The sequence below is a fragment of the Halorubrum sp. Atlit-8R genome, assembly GCF_003666025.1.
Classification (GTDB): Archaea; Halobacteriota; Halobacteria; order Halobacteriales; family Haloferacaceae; genus Halorubrum; species Halorubrum salinarum.
In genome coordinates, this window is sequence record NZ_QPLV01000003.1 from 199080 (window position 1) to 211969 (window position 12890).

General features: G+C 64.6%; 29 protein-coding genes. 13 read left to right on the forward strand and 16 right to left on the reverse strand.

Annotated features, from left to right (window positions below; translation table 11 throughout):
* The first annotated feature begins 69 nt into the window (after window positions 1-69).
* Complete coding sequence (locus DVK05_RS09665; RefSeq protein ID WP_121563152.1) at window positions 70-1338, forward strand: tyrosine-type recombinase/integrase; 1269 nt, start codon at window positions 70-72, stop codon at window positions 1336-1338.
* Here the strand turns inward: DVK05_RS09665 and DVK05_RS16880 are convergent.
* From DVK05_RS16880 to DVK05_RS09695, 8 genes are all read right to left on the reverse strand, one after another.
* The gene (locus tag DVK05_RS16880) at window positions 1278-1466 is read right to left on the reverse strand and encodes a hypothetical protein (RefSeq protein WP_147437751.1); all 189 of its coding nucleotides are present in this window, start codon (window positions 1464-1466) and stop codon (window positions 1278-1280) included. The two genes, DVK05_RS09665 and DVK05_RS16880, sit on opposite strands and share 61 nt — an antisense overlap.
* The gene (locus DVK05_RS09670) at window positions 1463-1804 is read right to left on the reverse strand and encodes a hypothetical protein (protein WP_121563153.1); all 342 of its coding nucleotides are present in this window, start codon (window positions 1802-1804) and stop codon (window positions 1463-1465) included. Before DVK05_RS09670 ends, DVK05_RS16880 begins: the two co-directional genes overlap by 4 nt.
* A gap of 81 nt (window positions 1805-1885) precedes the next feature.
* Window positions 1886-2590, reverse strand: a complete 705-nt coding sequence (locus DVK05_RS09675) for a hypothetical protein (RefSeq protein ID WP_121563154.1) — start codon at window positions 2588-2590, stop codon at window positions 1886-1888.
* Window positions 2580-2717, reverse strand: coding sequence for a hypothetical protein (locus DVK05_RS17095; protein WP_158598855.1), 138 nt, complete (start codon window positions 2715-2717; stop codon window positions 2580-2582). The genes DVK05_RS09675 and DVK05_RS17095 overlap by 11 nt, the downstream gene beginning before the upstream one ends.
* Window positions 2714-3379: a helix-hairpin-helix domain-containing protein gene (locus tag DVK05_RS09680; RefSeq protein WP_199712307.1), complete on the reverse strand. Its 666-nt coding sequence runs from the start codon at window positions 3377-3379 to the stop codon at window positions 2714-2716. The genes DVK05_RS17095 and DVK05_RS09680 overlap by 4 nt, the downstream gene beginning before the upstream one ends.
* Window positions 3372-3650, reverse strand: a complete 279-nt coding sequence (locus DVK05_RS09685; protein ID WP_121563156.1) for a hypothetical protein — start codon at window positions 3648-3650, stop codon at window positions 3372-3374. The genes DVK05_RS09680 and DVK05_RS09685 overlap by 8 nt, the downstream gene beginning before the upstream one ends.
* On the reverse strand, window positions 3640-4377 hold the full coding sequence (locus DVK05_RS09690; RefSeq protein ID WP_121563157.1) for a hypothetical protein: 738 nt from the start codon (window positions 4375-4377) through the stop codon (window positions 3640-3642). The genes DVK05_RS09685 and DVK05_RS09690 overlap by 11 nt, the downstream gene beginning before the upstream one ends.
* A complete protein-coding gene (locus tag DVK05_RS09695; protein WP_121563158.1) occupies window positions 4378-4611 on the reverse strand; it encodes a hypothetical protein in 234 nt (77 codons plus the stop codon). It abuts the gene before it with no gap.
* 242 nt (window positions 4612-4853) lie between these two features.
* Between DVK05_RS09695 and DVK05_RS09700 the strand changes: the two genes are divergently transcribed.
* Window positions 4854-5114, forward strand: coding sequence for a PhiH1 repressor (locus DVK05_RS09700; protein WP_199712308.1), 261 nt, complete (start codon window positions 4854-4856; stop codon window positions 5112-5114).
* Window positions 5115-5242: 128 nt separating this feature from the next.
* On the opposite strand, the gene DVK05_RS09705 is transcribed toward DVK05_RS09700, so the two are convergent.
* The 8 genes from DVK05_RS09705 to DVK05_RS09740 form a co-directional block, all read right to left on the reverse strand.
* Window positions 5243-5515, reverse strand: coding sequence for a hypothetical protein (locus tag DVK05_RS09705; protein WP_199712309.1), 273 nt, complete (start codon window positions 5513-5515; stop codon window positions 5243-5245).
* A gap of 83 nt (window positions 5516-5598) precedes the next feature.
* Window positions 5599-5841: a hypothetical protein gene (locus DVK05_RS09710; protein ID WP_121563160.1), complete on the reverse strand. Its 243-nt coding sequence runs from the start codon at window positions 5839-5841 to the stop codon at window positions 5599-5601.
* Entirely contained in the window at window positions 5838-6365 is a 528-nt protein-coding gene (locus DVK05_RS17565) for a hypothetical protein (RefSeq protein ID WP_233562185.1), read from the reverse strand. Before DVK05_RS17565 ends, DVK05_RS09710 begins: the two co-directional genes overlap by 4 nt.
* Entirely contained in the window at window positions 6358-6543 is a 186-nt protein-coding gene (locus DVK05_RS09720) for a hypothetical protein (protein ID WP_121563161.1), read from the reverse strand. The genes DVK05_RS17565 and DVK05_RS09720 overlap by 8 nt, the downstream gene beginning before the upstream one ends.
* Window positions 6540-6920, reverse strand: coding sequence for a hypothetical protein (locus DVK05_RS09725; protein ID WP_121563162.1), 381 nt, complete (start codon window positions 6918-6920; stop codon window positions 6540-6542). The genes DVK05_RS09720 and DVK05_RS09725 overlap by 4 nt, the downstream gene beginning before the upstream one ends.
* Window positions 6913-7314, reverse strand: a complete 402-nt coding sequence (locus DVK05_RS09730) for a hypothetical protein (RefSeq protein WP_121563163.1) — start codon at window positions 7312-7314, stop codon at window positions 6913-6915. The genes DVK05_RS09725 and DVK05_RS09730 overlap by 8 nt, the downstream gene beginning before the upstream one ends.
* Window positions 7307-7885 carry a hypothetical protein gene (locus DVK05_RS09735; RefSeq protein WP_121563164.1) on the reverse strand — a complete coding sequence of 193 codons (579 nt, stop codon included), beginning with the start codon at window positions 7883-7885 and terminating at the stop codon, window positions 7307-7309. Before DVK05_RS09735 ends, DVK05_RS09730 begins: the two co-directional genes overlap by 8 nt.
* Entirely contained in the window at window positions 7885-8193 is a 309-nt protein-coding gene (locus tag DVK05_RS09740; RefSeq protein WP_121563165.1) for a hypothetical protein, read from the reverse strand. The genes DVK05_RS09735 and DVK05_RS09740 overlap by 1 nt, the downstream gene beginning before the upstream one ends.
* Before the next feature lie 184 nt (window positions 8194-8377).
* On the opposite strand from DVK05_RS09740, the gene DVK05_RS09745 reads away from it, so the two are divergent.
* The 11 genes from DVK05_RS09745 to DVK05_RS09785 are packed head-to-tail and all read left to right on the forward strand — an operon-like array spanning window position 8378 to window position 12859.
* Complete coding sequence (locus DVK05_RS09745; protein ID WP_121563166.1) at window positions 8378-8596, forward strand: winged helix-turn-helix domain-containing protein; 219 nt, start codon at window positions 8378-8380, stop codon at window positions 8594-8596.
* Entirely contained in the window at window positions 8589-9359 is a 771-nt protein-coding gene (locus DVK05_RS16885; RefSeq protein WP_147437752.1) for a hypothetical protein, read from the forward strand. The genes DVK05_RS09745 and DVK05_RS16885 overlap by 8 nt, the downstream gene beginning before the upstream one ends.
* Window positions 9352-9543: a hypothetical protein gene (locus DVK05_RS09750; RefSeq protein WP_121563167.1), complete on the forward strand. Its 192-nt coding sequence runs from the start codon at window positions 9352-9354 to the stop codon at window positions 9541-9543. Before DVK05_RS16885 ends, DVK05_RS09750 begins: the two co-directional genes overlap by 8 nt.
* Window positions 9527-9814, forward strand: a complete 288-nt coding sequence (locus tag DVK05_RS09755; RefSeq protein ID WP_121563168.1) for a hypothetical protein — start codon at window positions 9527-9529, stop codon at window positions 9812-9814. Before DVK05_RS09750 ends, DVK05_RS09755 begins: the two co-directional genes overlap by 17 nt.
* Entirely contained in the window at window positions 9801-10094 is a 294-nt protein-coding gene (locus DVK05_RS16890; RefSeq protein ID WP_147437755.1) for a hypothetical protein, read from the forward strand. Before DVK05_RS09755 ends, DVK05_RS16890 begins: the two co-directional genes overlap by 14 nt.
* Window positions 10095-10146: 52 nt before the next feature.
* Complete coding sequence (locus DVK05_RS09760; protein ID WP_121563169.1) at window positions 10147-10425, forward strand: hypothetical protein; 279 nt, start codon at window positions 10147-10149, stop codon at window positions 10423-10425.
* Window positions 10418-10861 (forward strand): hypothetical protein, encoded by a 444-nt coding sequence (locus DVK05_RS09765; protein ID WP_121563170.1) that lies wholly within the window; start codon window positions 10418-10420, stop codon window positions 10859-10861. The genes DVK05_RS09760 and DVK05_RS09765 overlap by 8 nt, the downstream gene beginning before the upstream one ends.
* A 7-nt stretch (window positions 10862-10868) precedes the next feature.
* Entirely contained in the window at window positions 10869-11069 is a 201-nt protein-coding gene (locus tag DVK05_RS09770) for a hypothetical protein (protein ID WP_121563171.1), read from the forward strand.
* Window positions 11066-12325, forward strand: coding sequence for a site-specific integrase (locus DVK05_RS09775; protein ID WP_121563172.1), 1260 nt, complete (start codon window positions 11066-11068; stop codon window positions 12323-12325). Before DVK05_RS09770 ends, DVK05_RS09775 begins: the two co-directional genes overlap by 4 nt.
* Window positions 12322-12633: an SNF2/RAD54 family helicase gene (locus tag DVK05_RS09780; protein ID WP_121563173.1), complete on the forward strand. Its 312-nt coding sequence runs from the start codon at window positions 12322-12324 to the stop codon at window positions 12631-12633. The genes DVK05_RS09775 and DVK05_RS09780 overlap by 4 nt, the downstream gene beginning before the upstream one ends.
* Window positions 12623-12859, forward strand: coding sequence for a hypothetical protein (locus tag DVK05_RS09785; RefSeq protein WP_121563174.1), 237 nt, complete (start codon window positions 12623-12625; stop codon window positions 12857-12859). The genes DVK05_RS09780 and DVK05_RS09785 overlap by 11 nt, the downstream gene beginning before the upstream one ends.
* The last annotated feature ends 31 nt before the right edge of the window (window positions 12860-12890 follow it).

Sequence of the window (12890 nt, forward strand, 5' to 3'; positions counted from 1 at the left end):
TCCTCGCGCCCGAGAAAGAAACCGTTTTCCCACGTGTGAGTTTTTGTAAGAGGACTCAAACACCGGTGTATGGGACTTGATGATCCGGCGCGTTTCCGCGAGCGCTTCCGCGACGAGCTTGACCGGCTCGACGACGCGGACATCGCCGAGGCGGACAAAGACGCCATCCACGAGTTCATCCGCGCTCGCGACGGCGGGCTCGCCGTCTCCTCGCTCGAACAGTACTGTAAGCAGCTCCGGATCGTCGCCGGCTTCTCCGAGATGCCGATCAGCGACCTCGATCTCGATCGAGCGCGTGACCTCTTCTTCGAGATCCGTCACAACGACGGCTGCGCGCACTCGACGAGTCGAAACCGGCAGCGCATCCTCCGGCTCTTCCTGGAGCATCACGGTGGCGACTGGGCGAAGGAACTCGAGGTCATGGCGACCGAGCAGACGACCGTCGACGCCGACGACATGCTCAACAGCGACGACATCGCGACGCTCGTCGACGCCGCGAACAACCAGCGCGACATCGCGCTCATCGAGTTCCTGGCCGACTCCGGCGCGCGGCGTACCCTCTCGGTCTCCCTCCGGATCAAGGACGTCGATCTCGAGGGCGAGACGGCCACCTATCGCCCCAACGCCGACGCGATCGGCCTGAAGGGCGCGGAGATCAAAGACTACCCGCTCATTGACAGCGTCGCCGCGCTCCGCTCGTACAAGCGCTTCACGCACCCGTGTCCGGACGACCCCGAAGCGCCGTTCTTCCACAAGCTCGAGAACTTCGAGGACGGCGACCGCGGCATCAATCCCGACCACCTCCACAACCATCTCGGCCGGATCGCGCGCCGGACGGATCTGGAGAAGCCGTGTAACCCCCACAACTTCCGACACTCCGCGGTGACTCGTATGGTCCGCGAGGGTTACACGCGCGAGGAAATCGAGCATCGAGTTCACTGGAAGCTGAACACCGACATGTGGGAGACGTACGTCCACATCGACGCCGAGCGGTTCAACCGCGACATCTTCCGGAAGGCCGGCGTCGCCCACCAGGACGACGACGATGCCCACACCCGGGAACGGCACCCGTGTGGCGTCTGTCGCGAGCCGCTCGCGCCCCATCACGAGTACTGCCCCGTCTGTGGCGAACCCGCGACGAAGGAGACGCGAGAGCTTCAGAAGTCCGCGACGACGTCTGCTGCGAAAGGACTCGCCGAACTCTCGACAGCCGACCGACGCGCGTTCGTCGCCGACATGCTCGAACAGATCCAGGCCGACGGCTCGCTGCTGGGCACTCATGACCCACCGGCCTCCTCGTCGGACTCGTCGTCCTCCTCTTCCTCCTCGAGGCGCTGAAGGATCCGCTCGGCCATCCACGCGTGCGGAAGGTCTGAGTTGGCCTCTCGTTCAAGCTCGTCGCGGTGGCGTGCAGCCCACTCGAGCCCCTCTGCCTCGTCGTCTTGGTGTGTTGATATTGCGCTCATCGGTTTACTTCCTCCAGATTCGTCGCGTCGATTCGGGACCGGTAGCTGGTCCCGAACTGTGCGTCGACGGCGGCCGCGACGGCCACGCCGTGGATGTTGGTGAGGTGCTCCGCATCGAGCCCGTACACCGTCGTGAGAGTACTCTCGCGGCGGAAGACAACGACCGCCGACTGCGCGTCGTACCGCGCTTCGTCGTGCCGTGGGACTGGCGCCGCGTCCGGAATCTCGACACGGAGACCGCGATTCCACGAGCCGATCACGCTCGCAGTCGGCCCAGTTCCGCGGATCCGTAGCATCCGGTCGGCGTGCTCGGTCGACCCGCGGTACTTCGAGCTCATCCCATCACCTCGATGAAGATGAGTACGCCGAGCGTGACGGCGAGTCCGACCGTCATCCAGCGAGCACTCCAGCGCAGCGGGTCAGTCATCGGCGCGGCCCTCCTGATACTGCCGCCACGTTTCGTCGCCATCCGGGACGTCGGCGGAGACGTCCTCCCGCTCGGCAGCCTGCTGTGCCTTGATCTGGATGAGGTTGCTGTGAACGCCCATCTCGATCAGTCGGTCGCTGACCTCGTCACGCGTCAGGCGATCGTCGTCATCGAGGTGGTGGTTCGCCCGCTTGTGCGTCTCCTTGATCGTGTGCTCCTCGTACTCGTAGAGCAACCACAGCAGTGCGTCGACATCATCCGGGCGCGGCTTCGACGTCTTCAGCTCACCTTCACAGGGATGCGAACAGGTCTGCTTGTCTGAGGTCTGTTGCGTCCGGAACGTCGTTCCACAGGGGCACGTCCGGACTTCAGTGGTGTCTTTCGCGACACCGTAGCACTCCTTCGAGCAGTACTTCCGCCCCTCGGCGTCCGAGGGCGAGAGATCGAACTCATCGCCGCACTCCTCGCAGGTGAGCGTGACGCGCTCGGAGCGCGCCGCACCGGCGCACGCCGTCGAGCAGTAGGTGCCCGTCGCTCCCGAGGCGGGCTCAAACTCATCGCCACAGTGGTCGCACGTCGCGGTCTCAACGAGCCGCTCGCCGTGCGCCCGAGAGTGGTGGATCTTCATCGACGTCCGACTGAGGAACTCGCGCTCGCAGCCGTCCCACTCGCAGGAGATTGTCTCGTCACTCGTCATCGTCGACCTCTTCGAGGACGTACGTCGTCCCGTCGTCGTGGGCGAGGATCGCGCTGTCGTTGCGCTCTAAGAGCTCAGCGGTCTCGCGCTCAACGTGGTCGACGACGCGATACTGCGTGGCGGTCACGCCGTCTCACCCCGGTGCTGGTACTGTCGCCACGTGTCGTCGCCGTCGGGCTTCGCCTTTTCCTTGTCGTCGTCAGCTTGAAGCTGGACAAGCGAGCTCGTCGACACCCGGCCGACGGCGCCGACTGACTCCACGTCCCAGCCGGGCGCGTCCGGCTGCGCGCTCACATACTCGACCGGCGGGTCCTCGACGCGAATCTCATCACCGGCGAGCACGAGGTCGAACTCTCGCGCCTCCTTGGCGGTGCCGGACGCCGACTCTGACATCCGGAGCCGGCGCGTGTGCCAGTTGTCGCCGTCGCCAGACACCCACTCGACTGGCTCTTCGGTCTCGATGACGTTCCACGCGTTCGCCCACGCATCGCGTTCGGCGAGCGTTATCTGGAGCTTCTCGCCGAGCGTCGCCTCGAGAACGACCTCGACCGAATCGACGAGCGGGTCAGCGTCGGAGTCGTCCGCGATCTCGTCGGCGGTCTCCCGGAGCAGCCCGGCGCGCGTCTCGGAGACGTACGACACGTCCGTGAGCGCGCCCTCGTCGGCGATCAGGATGTCCGCGACCGTCTCGATGCCGTGGTCGTCGAGGCGCCGCGCGACCGACTGGCCGAGCCCGTCGACGTGCTCGGCGAGGGTGACGACGCCCGTCGTCGCGTCGAGTTCAGACATCGTCACCTCCGTCCAGGTCGAGCAGCTGCTCGAGTTCGAACGCGCAGTTTCGCCGGGCGCGCGCCACGTCGTTCGTGTCGGCCGCCGCGGCCTCGCGGCGCCACTTCGCGGCGAGGTCCGCGGGCCCGTCGACGTCGAGTTCCGCATCGGCTTCGGGCAGTGGCGCGCCGCACTCGCGACAGTACTTGTCCGCGTCCGAGCAGAGGTGGCCCGCCGGACAGCGGACCTGCCCGTCGAGTGGCGTCTCTTCGCGTGGGTGCTTACTCGCCATCTGCCTCCACCTCCTGGTCGTCGGTCTCCTGGGCGTCGCCGAGCGTGCCCTGGAACTCCTCGGGCAGACTCGCGAACGGGAGGATCTCCGAGTTGATCCACGCCGCGTACGTCCCGGCCGCGTCGCCGCCGTCGAACAGCGCCGTGTAGCCGCTCTCGGCGATGACGCCGCGGACGTACGTGCCCTCGAACCAGTACTCGAAGCCGAGCATCGTCGTCGCTCGACTCCCGCCCGTGTCGGCGAGGTGGGTGGCGTCGTGGTAGTGGATGGTCGCCTCTTCGGCGTCGTCGTCCGGGTCGAGGCTCCGCGTCTGCGTGACGTTCCACGCGTTCGCGTTCGGGTAGTCGCTCAGGTACTCAGCGAACCCGTCGACGTCGATCTCGGCCCGCTCGATGAGCGTGCCCTTCGTCGCGCCGAGCGTGTTGAACAGCCAGTCGCCGTCCGAGCGGTTGACACCGACCCAGCCCTCGCGAAGGTCGGCGATCCACTCACAGTAGACGTCCTCTTTGCCCTGCTCGGTCTCAGTGATGATCCCGTCTTCGGTGACGTAGATCGCCTCGCGCTCGGTGTCGATCGTGCCGGCGGCCTCGCCAGCGTAGATGGTCGTGCCGTCGAGGCGCTCGTACGCGGTCGACTCGATCGCGGGGTACGTGCTCTGCTCGAGGTGCCCGTCGATCGTTGGGTCGGCAATGTCGTCGCGGGCGAGGGCGAGGATGGTCGCGCGCATCTACACCGCCCCCACTGGCTCGTATTCGATCCACGCCTCCTCGCGCTCACGCTCGCTCACGCGGAGGGTGGTACTGTCGGGGTCAACCTGCTCGACGTCGAGCCGCGGGGCGTGGCCGGCCGGCGCCGGGATGTGCCCGTCGTCGATCGTCAACGAGGAGTCGAGAATCTGTGCGTCGTCGCTACCGCCGTCGTTGGCCCTATTACTAAGGCCGTTGGGTGATCTATCTTCCATCGGGTCTCAAACGCCTCGTGTAGAGGCGGGTTGCTTGTGACCCAGCCCGTCGTGTGCCACCACGGCGGGGTTTTCTGCTCCCGCGGAGGCCAGGTCAAATGCGTGTTAGTGCGCCCCTTACAAATACCTTACTGACAATTCGTCATTGAACAATGGCGTTATGCCATTGTTTAAGTGCTATCCACCACTATACTGTTATAATCGGTGGCCATATGTCGGTAGCAACCAACTCGGCGGACAACATGCGAGAGGAAGCGGACTGGATGGTCCCTTCGGATGACACCATCCTTGAACTGGTCCGCGAACACGGGAACCTGACCCCACAAGCGATCGAAGACCTTGGTGGTCCTACTGCGGGTACGGCCAGAAACCGTTGTCCGAAACTTGCCAAGTATGGCCTGCTCGTCAGGATATCCCGCGGCCTCTACAACATCACTCCCGAAGGCGAGGCCTATCTCAACGAGGAACTCGACGCGTCCGAGCTCGAGCCGACCGACTCCTGACATCGCGTTTTGCCCGTGGCTCGCACTCCCGATAAGCGAGGGGTGTATTTCGGAGGGGGTAGTGGTCGAGGCCACACGCCCACCTGCCGGCGCGGGAGACATAAACCGGGGGCTCACTTCCGGCCCCTTCACTCCAGCCGCAGCTGGTCCCACGGGATCATCACCTCGCGCTTCTTATCGAGGACCTCGTAGTGCTCGGGGTCGACGTCGAACCCAGACTCGTTGAGCTGTCGACAGGCCGGACACCAGGCGTGGTTGTTCGTCCGGTCCCAGTCAGTGTGCCCGTACGGACAGGTGTAGCGCCACCGGTCGGGCGTCGTATCGCGGTCGATCGTGACGACCTCCTCGGCGTCGATCGTCGTGGAGGGCGGGTCCGGCGGCGCGTGCCGTTGTGTCGACATGCGACTACCACCGAGACCCGCTGAGTATATAATGCGAGTTCTTGTCCGGACTGAAAGTGAAAATGAAGCGATCAGCCGCCGCCTCAGGCGAACCGTTCCTCGAAGTACTGCGAGACGACGTCGCGCTGGCCGCAGTCCCGCTCGTGCGGCAGGTTGTCGATCGTGGTCGTGTGCCCCTCGGGCCCGTCGATACGGACGCGAGCCCCGCACTCGGCGCACTCGAGGTACTTCGGCTCAGTGATCGCCAACCCATCGACGCTCGGCGGGGTGCCGGACTGAACGATCCGGAAGTGCGTCTTAGGAGAGGCGAACGAGCGGAGGCTCATGGCCCCTCCGTGATACTTACTGCGGCACGGTGCTCGCCCTGGACGATGAGCTCGGACAGCTCCTCGCCCCCACAGGGCTCCCACCCGACTTCGTCATCCCACCGGTCGACATGACGCTCGACTCTCCAGGGCTTCTCAGGAGCGCGCTCGTAGCGAACGCGCCGGCGCTCGCCTGAGCCAGTCGTGTACGCGATCGTCGGCAGGCTATCGTCGTCCTGGACGTCGCCGACGGCGTGCTCGTAGAACGCGGCGTCGAGGTACGGGATCTCATCGCCGAGGTCGGCTTGCTCGCCGACGTCGTACCCGGTGAGGTCTGGCGCCCAGCCGAGCTCCAGACACCAGGAGGCGATGGCGTACTTCGCGACGGCCGTCTCGTCGCCGTCCCACGCACCGTCGTAGCGCTTGCCCTCGAGGAGCAGCCCGACGAGGTAGTCGATCGGGTTCTCCGGGTCGAGGAGCTCGCCGTCGACGGCGCGGCGGATCGAGCTCACCGACTGCTCCGAAACCGGGGCGTCCTCAGACATCGTCGCCCTCTTCGACGTCGAACACGTCGTCACTCGTCTGGTACTCCTCGCGGACGAGCTCCGCGATCTCGGTCGCCTGTGCGACGTTGCCATCGATCGGCGTCACCGTCACCATCGTCTCGATGCGCCCCTCGTCGTCGCGAACAGCAACGTCGAAGCCGCGCTCGGTCTGCCTCACGCCTCGAACACCTCCGTCCGGCCGTCGGCGGTAGCGATACGCGGACTCGCGGAGAGGTGCTGGCCGAGCTGATCGTCGACGGCGGAGCGGTCAGCCCAGCCCGGGATCGGCACGGCGCCGCGAGCGTAATCGATACGGCGTTGATGTTTGCATCTGACGCCCCGGTGGAGGGCGTCCGGGCAGTCGCACGTCTCCGCCACCATGTCCACCGTGTAGGTGCCGGTCGGCGTGTACACGCGGAACTCCTCATCGCGGAGGTCGCCCTCGAGCGTGTCGTCGAGCACGGTCATGCTCTCGGTGAGCGCTTTCGCCGCACGCTCGTCGAACGTTCCTGGCCCAGTGGTCGCGTCGACGGCACCGTCGTCAGCCTTAGACATCGCCGATACCTCCGTCAGACCACGCCTGCTCAACGCCGACGACGGCGAGCCGCCCCGCGGGGAAGTCGTAGTCGCGCAGGTCGGCGAGCTCGTCGAGACTATCGAGTGAGAGGTCGTTCACGTAGTAGCACTCGTAGGCGGCGTCGTCGACCGACACCGGCAGCCACGGGTGCGGGCCGTACGTCGCGAGGTCGAAGCCCTCCTGCTCGTAGTACTCGCCGAGCGTGTCGGCGACCTTCGAGCGGACGAACAGCAGCTGCCGCGTCACGAGGTCGATCGCGAGGCTGCCCGGGACGGGCTCGGTGCGGACGTCCGCGAGCGCCTCGGCGACGCGCTGCTCGTACGGGAGCTCGGCGTCGTCGAAGTCGGCGTCGATAGCGCCCTGTTCAGACATTGGGCGTCACCTCCTCGTCGTCGACCATCGGGTCGAAGTAGTCGAGGATCCGCTCAATCCCGTAGCCGTTCGGCGCCGCGAGCAGCGCCTCGCGGACGTCGTCGTAGTCGGCTGGGTCGAACGCCTCGTCAGCCTCGTCGTTCGGAACGACCTCGTCGACATCGATGCTCTCGGCCGCGGCGGCGTCGCGATGCTCAGCCAGCCAGATGCTCGCCTCTGCGACCGCACCGTCGACGGCGTCCTGGTCGTCGGCGTCGTCGAACCAGTCGCCACGGGCGTCCTCGATGAGGGTCGCGCACTCCCGGGCGACCGCCATGTCGACGAGCAGCCCGTAGTGGTCGTTGATGTCCTCGGCCGCGTTGAACGCGACGTACTCCATCTCGTCGGGCATATCGGCGCGGTCGTGGAGCTGGTACGCGCGCTCGACGACGTCCAGCGTCTCACGCAGCCGGTCGTCCTCGTGGACAGCCACGGAGACGCGGTTGTGAAGGATACTCGACTCGAACTGTTCGCGAGCCGCCTCTTCGAGGGCGCGGACGCGCTTCTCAGCGGACCGAGTGATCTCGCGCATCAGAACGCACCTCCGAAGACATCGCGGTTCGTCGGGTCGCGCTCGACCCACCCGACCTCGGCGCCGATGTACTCGTGGACGTACGTGTCGACGGCGTTGCCCATCTCGACGTTGTCGCGGGCGGCGAGCCACTCGCGAAGGTCCGAGCGGCGCTCGCGAGCGCCCGTCCCGGGGTCGATACGGTGGACGACGCCGGCGTCGCGGTCGAGGTGGTGAACGTATCCCTCGGCGTCGATGCCGAGCGTGGTGTGCTGTGCGATCAATCGCGTGTCGGTACGCCTTTCAGCGCGTGGGTTCGTAGTTGACATCGCTGGTTTCTCCAGCACGGTCAGGGGCGCTGGAACGCCCCGGGCCACTTCTGCGGCCACGTCCCGTGCTCAACTCCTACTTGTAGTCCTTGCCACTTAACCCTTAGGTTCTATGGACTATGGCCAAAGGCATAAGTTGTAGTGACCTATACCTTATGGCGTGAGTACGACAAGTACCATCCGAATGCTCGACGAGGACGACCTCGCACCGGCAGACCGGGATCTGCTCGACATGCTTCGCGACGGTCGTATCACCGCACCATTCGGAGCCGAAGAGACAGGGTACAGCCTACAGTACGTCCGGGACCGGCTCGGCCGACTGGTCGAACACGGAAACGCCCAGAAGGTGTACGATGGGTTGTACGAACTTGTAGAAGATCCACGAGAGACAGATGATGACTGACACCGAGACCGCACACGTCTACATTCTTATAGACCCCCGGACCGACAACCCGCGATACGTTGGGGCCACCACTGATCCTGACAACCGAAGGCAGGCGCACGTTTCGCATCCGCATAGCGATCCTCTCAATGAGTGGATAAACGACCTCCAGTCTGATGGTGAGGAACCTCGGATGGTTGTGTTGTCCGAGCATCCTCTGAGCGAGATATCAGACAAGGAGGAATACATGATAGAACAGATATCAACACAACATGACCTTCTAAATGGAAGTGCTCGTTCCGGATACCACCATTGTCGGCCGAAGGCCGATGAGGACAGAACAGAAGATCGAGATGATGGTGATATCGAGGAACGTGAACACAAAATCGAAGAATTGAGAGAGCGGAAACAGGAGCTGCTACAAATTGCGTGGGAGAAGGAAGCAGAACTCATCGAGATCAGAGAGGGTGCTGACACACCAGGAGTGATTGATAAAGAAAAGTTAGCCGAAATGAGCGAATCTGTTGATCAAGCTATCTCATGGGCTGATGGAACAATCGAAAGTATAGAAAAAATAAATCCAAAGCCGGCTCGACTAGGTGTTGAGTTTGTAAAACGAGAATTAGAAACAGTAGAGTCTATTCTTTCTGATGCTCTACAAGAGGATCAAGAAGACTTCGACGCAGTTCAAGACGCCCGTGAGTCGTACGAGGACGTCGACGGCAACGGTGTTGACGACGCGATCGCGCGGCTCGAAGAACTCACAGAGGTCAACGATGGCTAACCCGATCGTCATCGACGAGGACGCCCTCGAGGAGACCTACCGCGACCTCGCCGATGCGACGCAGGCCGCAGCGAGAGGCGAGCACAACGAGTGCGCGTCGAAGGCGGCCGACGCGAAGGACCGCGTGCTCGAACTCCACGACAACGCGACAACGCTGGAGGAGATCGATGCCATCGACGACTGACGACGGCGACCAGTTCGCGGAGCAGCTGAACAAGATCTCGGACGAAGGGTACGCCCGCGTCGACGACGAGGGCGATGACAAGTGGCTGAGTGTCGTCTGGGAGGGGAGCATCGGTCACATCCTCTGTACGACGCTCCACTCGAACGGCGTCGCCGACGGCGAGGAGATCCCGACGCCGCTGGCCCGCGAGTTCATCGAAGATGACGGGCTCGTGTTCGAAGAGCCGCCGGAGAAAGTCAAACGCGAGGTGAAGCGTCTTGAGCAGATCTGATCAGGGGGACGGAGAGATTGAACACCGACCGTTCGAGACGCTGAAACCGTACCACGACCTCGCGCAGGAGATAGAGGAGTACACCGCCGAACTCGGACGAGAAGCCGCCGACGGCTGCCGTGGTCTCGGCTGGATCGCGCTCGGTGGGAGATCGACGACGAACCCCGCGGAGGTAGCCGAGACGCTCGAAGCCATATCTCGGAACGCCGAATCACTCGCGGAGCAGGTTCGGGAACTCGACGATCCCCGTGAACTTCGTGAGGTGAAGCATGGCAAGTGATCGATCCGGAGTAACTGACCGATGCGGCGTGTGCGGGGAGCGAGTCGCTGGCGTGGTTGACGCGCTCGAGCACTACCTCGCCCAGCATCCGCGTTCCGACCTCCTTCACAACACACTCTCCGAAGTCTCCGTCCGCACGGAGTGTTCCGAGTGCGGCGAGACGTTCACGACCGTCGTCTCAGTCGGGATCGACGCCAAGCCCGACACGGCGACACTCACTGTCCCGTCGTACTGTGACGAATGCGTCGACAGCGATCCGATATCAGGGCTGATTGTCAGAGAGACGGCTCCCGACAACGTTCTGAGTCGCGAGGTACCCAGCGATGCCTGAGGGCAGTCCCGCCGGAGATGTTGAGGAGCCGCGCGACGACCGAGACGAAAGCGAGCGCAAACGGAACGCCCGGACGCGCGACGTCGTCGACGACTATCTCTGGGAGCAGTACGGCTTCGGGCTGACCAAGGTCGAAGAGGAGCTGGGAGACCGCGCGATGACCGAGGAGCCGTGGGATGACGTCACCACCGAGCACGTCGCCGCGATCTCGCCGAACGAGGTGACGGCCGGCGTCCACGTCCGGCGCGTCGACGTCGACGAACGCATCGACGACATGCCGTTCATGATCGAGCTCGAGCAGTACTTCCCGCCCGAGGATGACCGCGCCGGCGACACGGTCGCGCTTCACGGCGAGCACGCTGCTCTGGAGCTGATCGCTGCGCTCTCGTCGGTGACATCGAGCCGGTTCGACGAGGTGCCGTGGGATGTCGACTGACTGAGCCATGCCTAGCATCAACATTTCGGGGCTCTCGGAGGAGACGATCGCCGATATCGAGGCGCGCGCTGAGGAATCCGATGCGCGATCTCGGTCGGAGTGGCTCCGGTGGCGGCTCCGCGCCGGGATGCAGATCTACGACGCCGGCGAGTTCGATCGCGAGGCGCTCGACGAACTGACTGGTCACCAAGACGGAGGATCCAGATGAGCGAGGCCGCGCCCACGGACTGGTCGGATGATGAACTCCTCGCGATGGACACGTCGACGTCGGCCGACGAACTCGCCATCAAACGACGGCCGGTCGGCGTCTACATCGATCGGCTCGAAACGTACGGGAAGGAGGCCTCGTACATCACGAAAACGGAAGCGATCCTCCGCGAGTACCAAGCGTTCCTCGCGGCGGAGTTCGACGAACACCCGTGTAACATCGACGACACCCACGTCGTCGCGTTCAACGAGCACCTGAAAGGGAACCTTCGCGAGCACTACTACGCCATCGGCGCAGGCGACGGCCGCCCCGACCGGATCGACGTCTCCGACCGGACGCGCTACGACTACCTCCGCCGTCTCGCGACGTACTACAACTGGCTCGTGGAGTCGGCACAGATCGTGAGCGCGAACCCCGCCCGAACCGCGATGGATGATCTCCCGGATGTCGAGACGCCGTCGAGCTCGCCGAGCCGTCCGAAGATCGACCTCGACGAGATGCGGTCGTTCGTCGACTGGCTGGGGACACCCCGGCAGCGGGCGTTCATCCTCACGCTACTGAAGACCGGTGCCCGGCTCGGCGAAGTCGTCAACATCGACCTATGCTGTCTCACCCTCGACCACCCGGTCTACGAGTCCTTCCTGGAAGAGCGTGGCGTCGACCTCCTTCCTGCCGTTCGCGATCGTCGTGACGCGCTCTTCCTCGAACCGGGGTATCAGGCTGGGACGGAGGTGCGTGGCGAGGTTCGCGAGGCCGGCGTGAAGCGGCAACGGGAGAGTGGGACGATCGTGCCTGTCGACGCCGAGCTCAAGACCGCGCTGCTGGAGTACCTCCTCGCACGGCGACCGGCGGTACAGCATTCGGCACAGGCCTGCCCGTTGTTCACCAAGTCGCAGCGAGGCGACCGGAACCGGCTCACGAGTTCAGCCGTCTCGCAGATGCTCACCGGTAGCAACGCGTACGAGGGCATTCTCCAGCGATATGGCTGGTGGGAGCCCGGCGCGAGGACGTCTGAGAAGGTGACGGCGCACTACTTCCGGCACTACTTCACGCACAACCACCGGCTCGGCGGTGGAGTCTACGACGACCACATGTCGGACCAGTTGATCGCCTACATCCGCGGGGACGCTCCGGACGGGACGACGGCCCGCGATCGCGTGTACCGTCACGGGGACTGGGACGACTGGGAGCGGTCGGTCCGCGAGCCGTATCTGGATGCGATCTACCAGTTCGGAACCTACGGAGGGGACACATGAGCGTCACCGTGTCCGAGCCCGAGTCGGCAGAGAGCCGCGTTCGCCCCGGTCAAACGTGGCGCTGTGACGAGAGCGCTGCCGAAGACCTGCCCGAACCGTGGGATCGGCCGTATCAGGCGACAGGGATCGCGGAGTATGCGCGGTTCCGTGTCGCTGTCGTCGCTGTCCTCGACGGCGTCGCAGAGCTCTCGGTGACGATCGGGAACGGTCACCCACGGACGCCAGAGCCCGGTGCGACGCTGGACATCGCCGTCGAGACGCTTGCGAGCGATCCGCGGTGGATGGAGGTGACACCTGATGACGACTAGTAACTGCGCCGACTGCGGCGTCGGCTCGAACGGCGCCGTGCTCGTGGACGTCGACGGCGAGACGCGCTGTACGAGCTGCGCCGACGGTCACTGCGAGCGCTGCGGGACGGCGACCGAGGCGACGACAATCGCCGGCGACTTCCTCTGCGAGTCGTGTCAGGAGGTCCGCCGCGGGCAGGACACGACCCGAGACGACGGCCAAGGCGCGCTCGGTGACTTCGCGTAGAAGGAGTCGACAGCGTGACGCTATTTCTCTG

Bases quoted from the DNA above. Each gene is read 5' to 3' on its own strand.
- DVK05_RS09665 (WP_121563152.1), top strand. From the start codon at position 70: ATGGGACTTGATGATCCGGCGCGTTTCCGCGAGCGCTTCCGCGACGAG.
- DVK05_RS16880 (WP_147437751.1), bottom strand. From the start codon at position 1,466: ATGAGCGCAATATCAACACACCAAGACGACGAGGCAGAGGGGCTCGAG.
- DVK05_RS09670 (WP_121563153.1), bottom strand. From the start codon at position 1,804: ATGAGCTCGAAGTACCGCGGGTCGACCGAGCACGCCGACCGGATGCTA.
- DVK05_RS09675 (WP_121563154.1), bottom strand. From the start codon at position 2,590: ATGACGAGTGACGAGACAATCTCCTGCGAGTGGGACGGCTGCGAGCGC.
- DVK05_RS09680 (WP_199712307.1), bottom strand. From the start codon at position 3,379: ATGTCTGAACTCGACGCGACGACGGGCGTCGTCACCCTCGCCGAGCAC.
- DVK05_RS09685 (WP_121563156.1), bottom strand. From the start codon at position 3,650: ATGGCGAGTAAGCACCCACGCGAAGAGACGCCACTCGACGGGCAGGTC.
- DVK05_RS09690 (WP_121563157.1), bottom strand. From the start codon at position 4,377: ATGCGCGCGACCATCCTCGCCCTCGCCCGCGACGACATTGCCGACCCA.
- DVK05_RS09695 (WP_121563158.1), bottom strand. From the start codon at position 4,611: ATGGAAGATAGATCACCCAACGGCCTTAGTAATAGGGCCAACGACGGC.
- DVK05_RS09700 (WP_199712308.1), top strand. From the start codon at position 4,854: ATGCGAGAGGAAGCGGACTGGATGGTCCCTTCGGATGACACCATCCTT.
- DVK05_RS09705 (WP_199712309.1), bottom strand. From the start codon at position 5,515: ATGTCGACACAACGGCACGCGCCGCCGGACCCGCCCTCCACGACGATC.
- DVK05_RS09710 (WP_121563160.1), bottom strand. From the start codon at position 5,841: ATGAGCCTCCGCTCGTTCGCCTCTCCTAAGACGCACTTCCGGATCGTT.
- DVK05_RS17565 (WP_233562185.1), bottom strand. From the start codon at position 6,365: ATGTCTGAGGACGCCCCGGTTTCGGAGCAGTCGGTGAGCTCGATCCGC.
- DVK05_RS09725 (WP_121563162.1), bottom strand. From the start codon at position 6,920: ATGTCTAAGGCTGACGACGGTGCCGTCGACGCGACCACTGGGCCAGGA.
- DVK05_RS09730 (WP_121563163.1), bottom strand. From the start codon at position 7,314: ATGTCTGAACAGGGCGCTATCGACGCCGACTTCGACGACGCCGAGCTC.
- DVK05_RS09735 (WP_121563164.1), bottom strand. From the start codon at position 7,885: ATGCGCGAGATCACTCGGTCCGCTGAGAAGCGCGTCCGCGCCCTCGAA.
- DVK05_RS09740 (WP_121563165.1), bottom strand. From the start codon at position 8,193: ATGTCAACTACGAACCCACGCGCTGAAAGGCGTACCGACACGCGATTG.
- DVK05_RS09745 (WP_121563166.1), top strand. From the start codon at position 8,378: ATGCTCGACGAGGACGACCTCGCACCGGCAGACCGGGATCTGCTCGAC.
- DVK05_RS16885 (WP_147437752.1), top strand. From the start codon at position 8,589: ATGACTGACACCGAGACCGCACACGTCTACATTCTTATAGACCCCCGG.
- DVK05_RS09750 (WP_121563167.1), top strand. From the start codon at position 9,352: ATGGCTAACCCGATCGTCATCGACGAGGACGCCCTCGAGGAGACCTAC.
- DVK05_RS09755 (WP_121563168.1), top strand. From the start codon at position 9,527: ATGCCATCGACGACTGACGACGGCGACCAGTTCGCGGAGCAGCTGAAC.
- DVK05_RS09765 (WP_121563170.1), top strand. From the start codon at position 10,418: ATGCCTGAGGGCAGTCCCGCCGGAGATGTTGAGGAGCCGCGCGACGAC.
- DVK05_RS09770 (WP_121563171.1), top strand. From the start codon at position 10,869: ATGCCTAGCATCAACATTTCGGGGCTCTCGGAGGAGACGATCGCCGAT.
- DVK05_RS09775 (WP_121563172.1), top strand. From the start codon at position 11,066: ATGAGCGAGGCCGCGCCCACGGACTGGTCGGATGATGAACTCCTCGCG.
- DVK05_RS09780 (WP_121563173.1), top strand. From the start codon at position 12,322: ATGAGCGTCACCGTGTCCGAGCCCGAGTCGGCAGAGAGCCGCGTTCGC.
- DVK05_RS09785 (WP_121563174.1), top strand. From the start codon at position 12,623: ATGACGACTAGTAACTGCGCCGACTGCGGCGTCGGCTCGAACGGCGCC.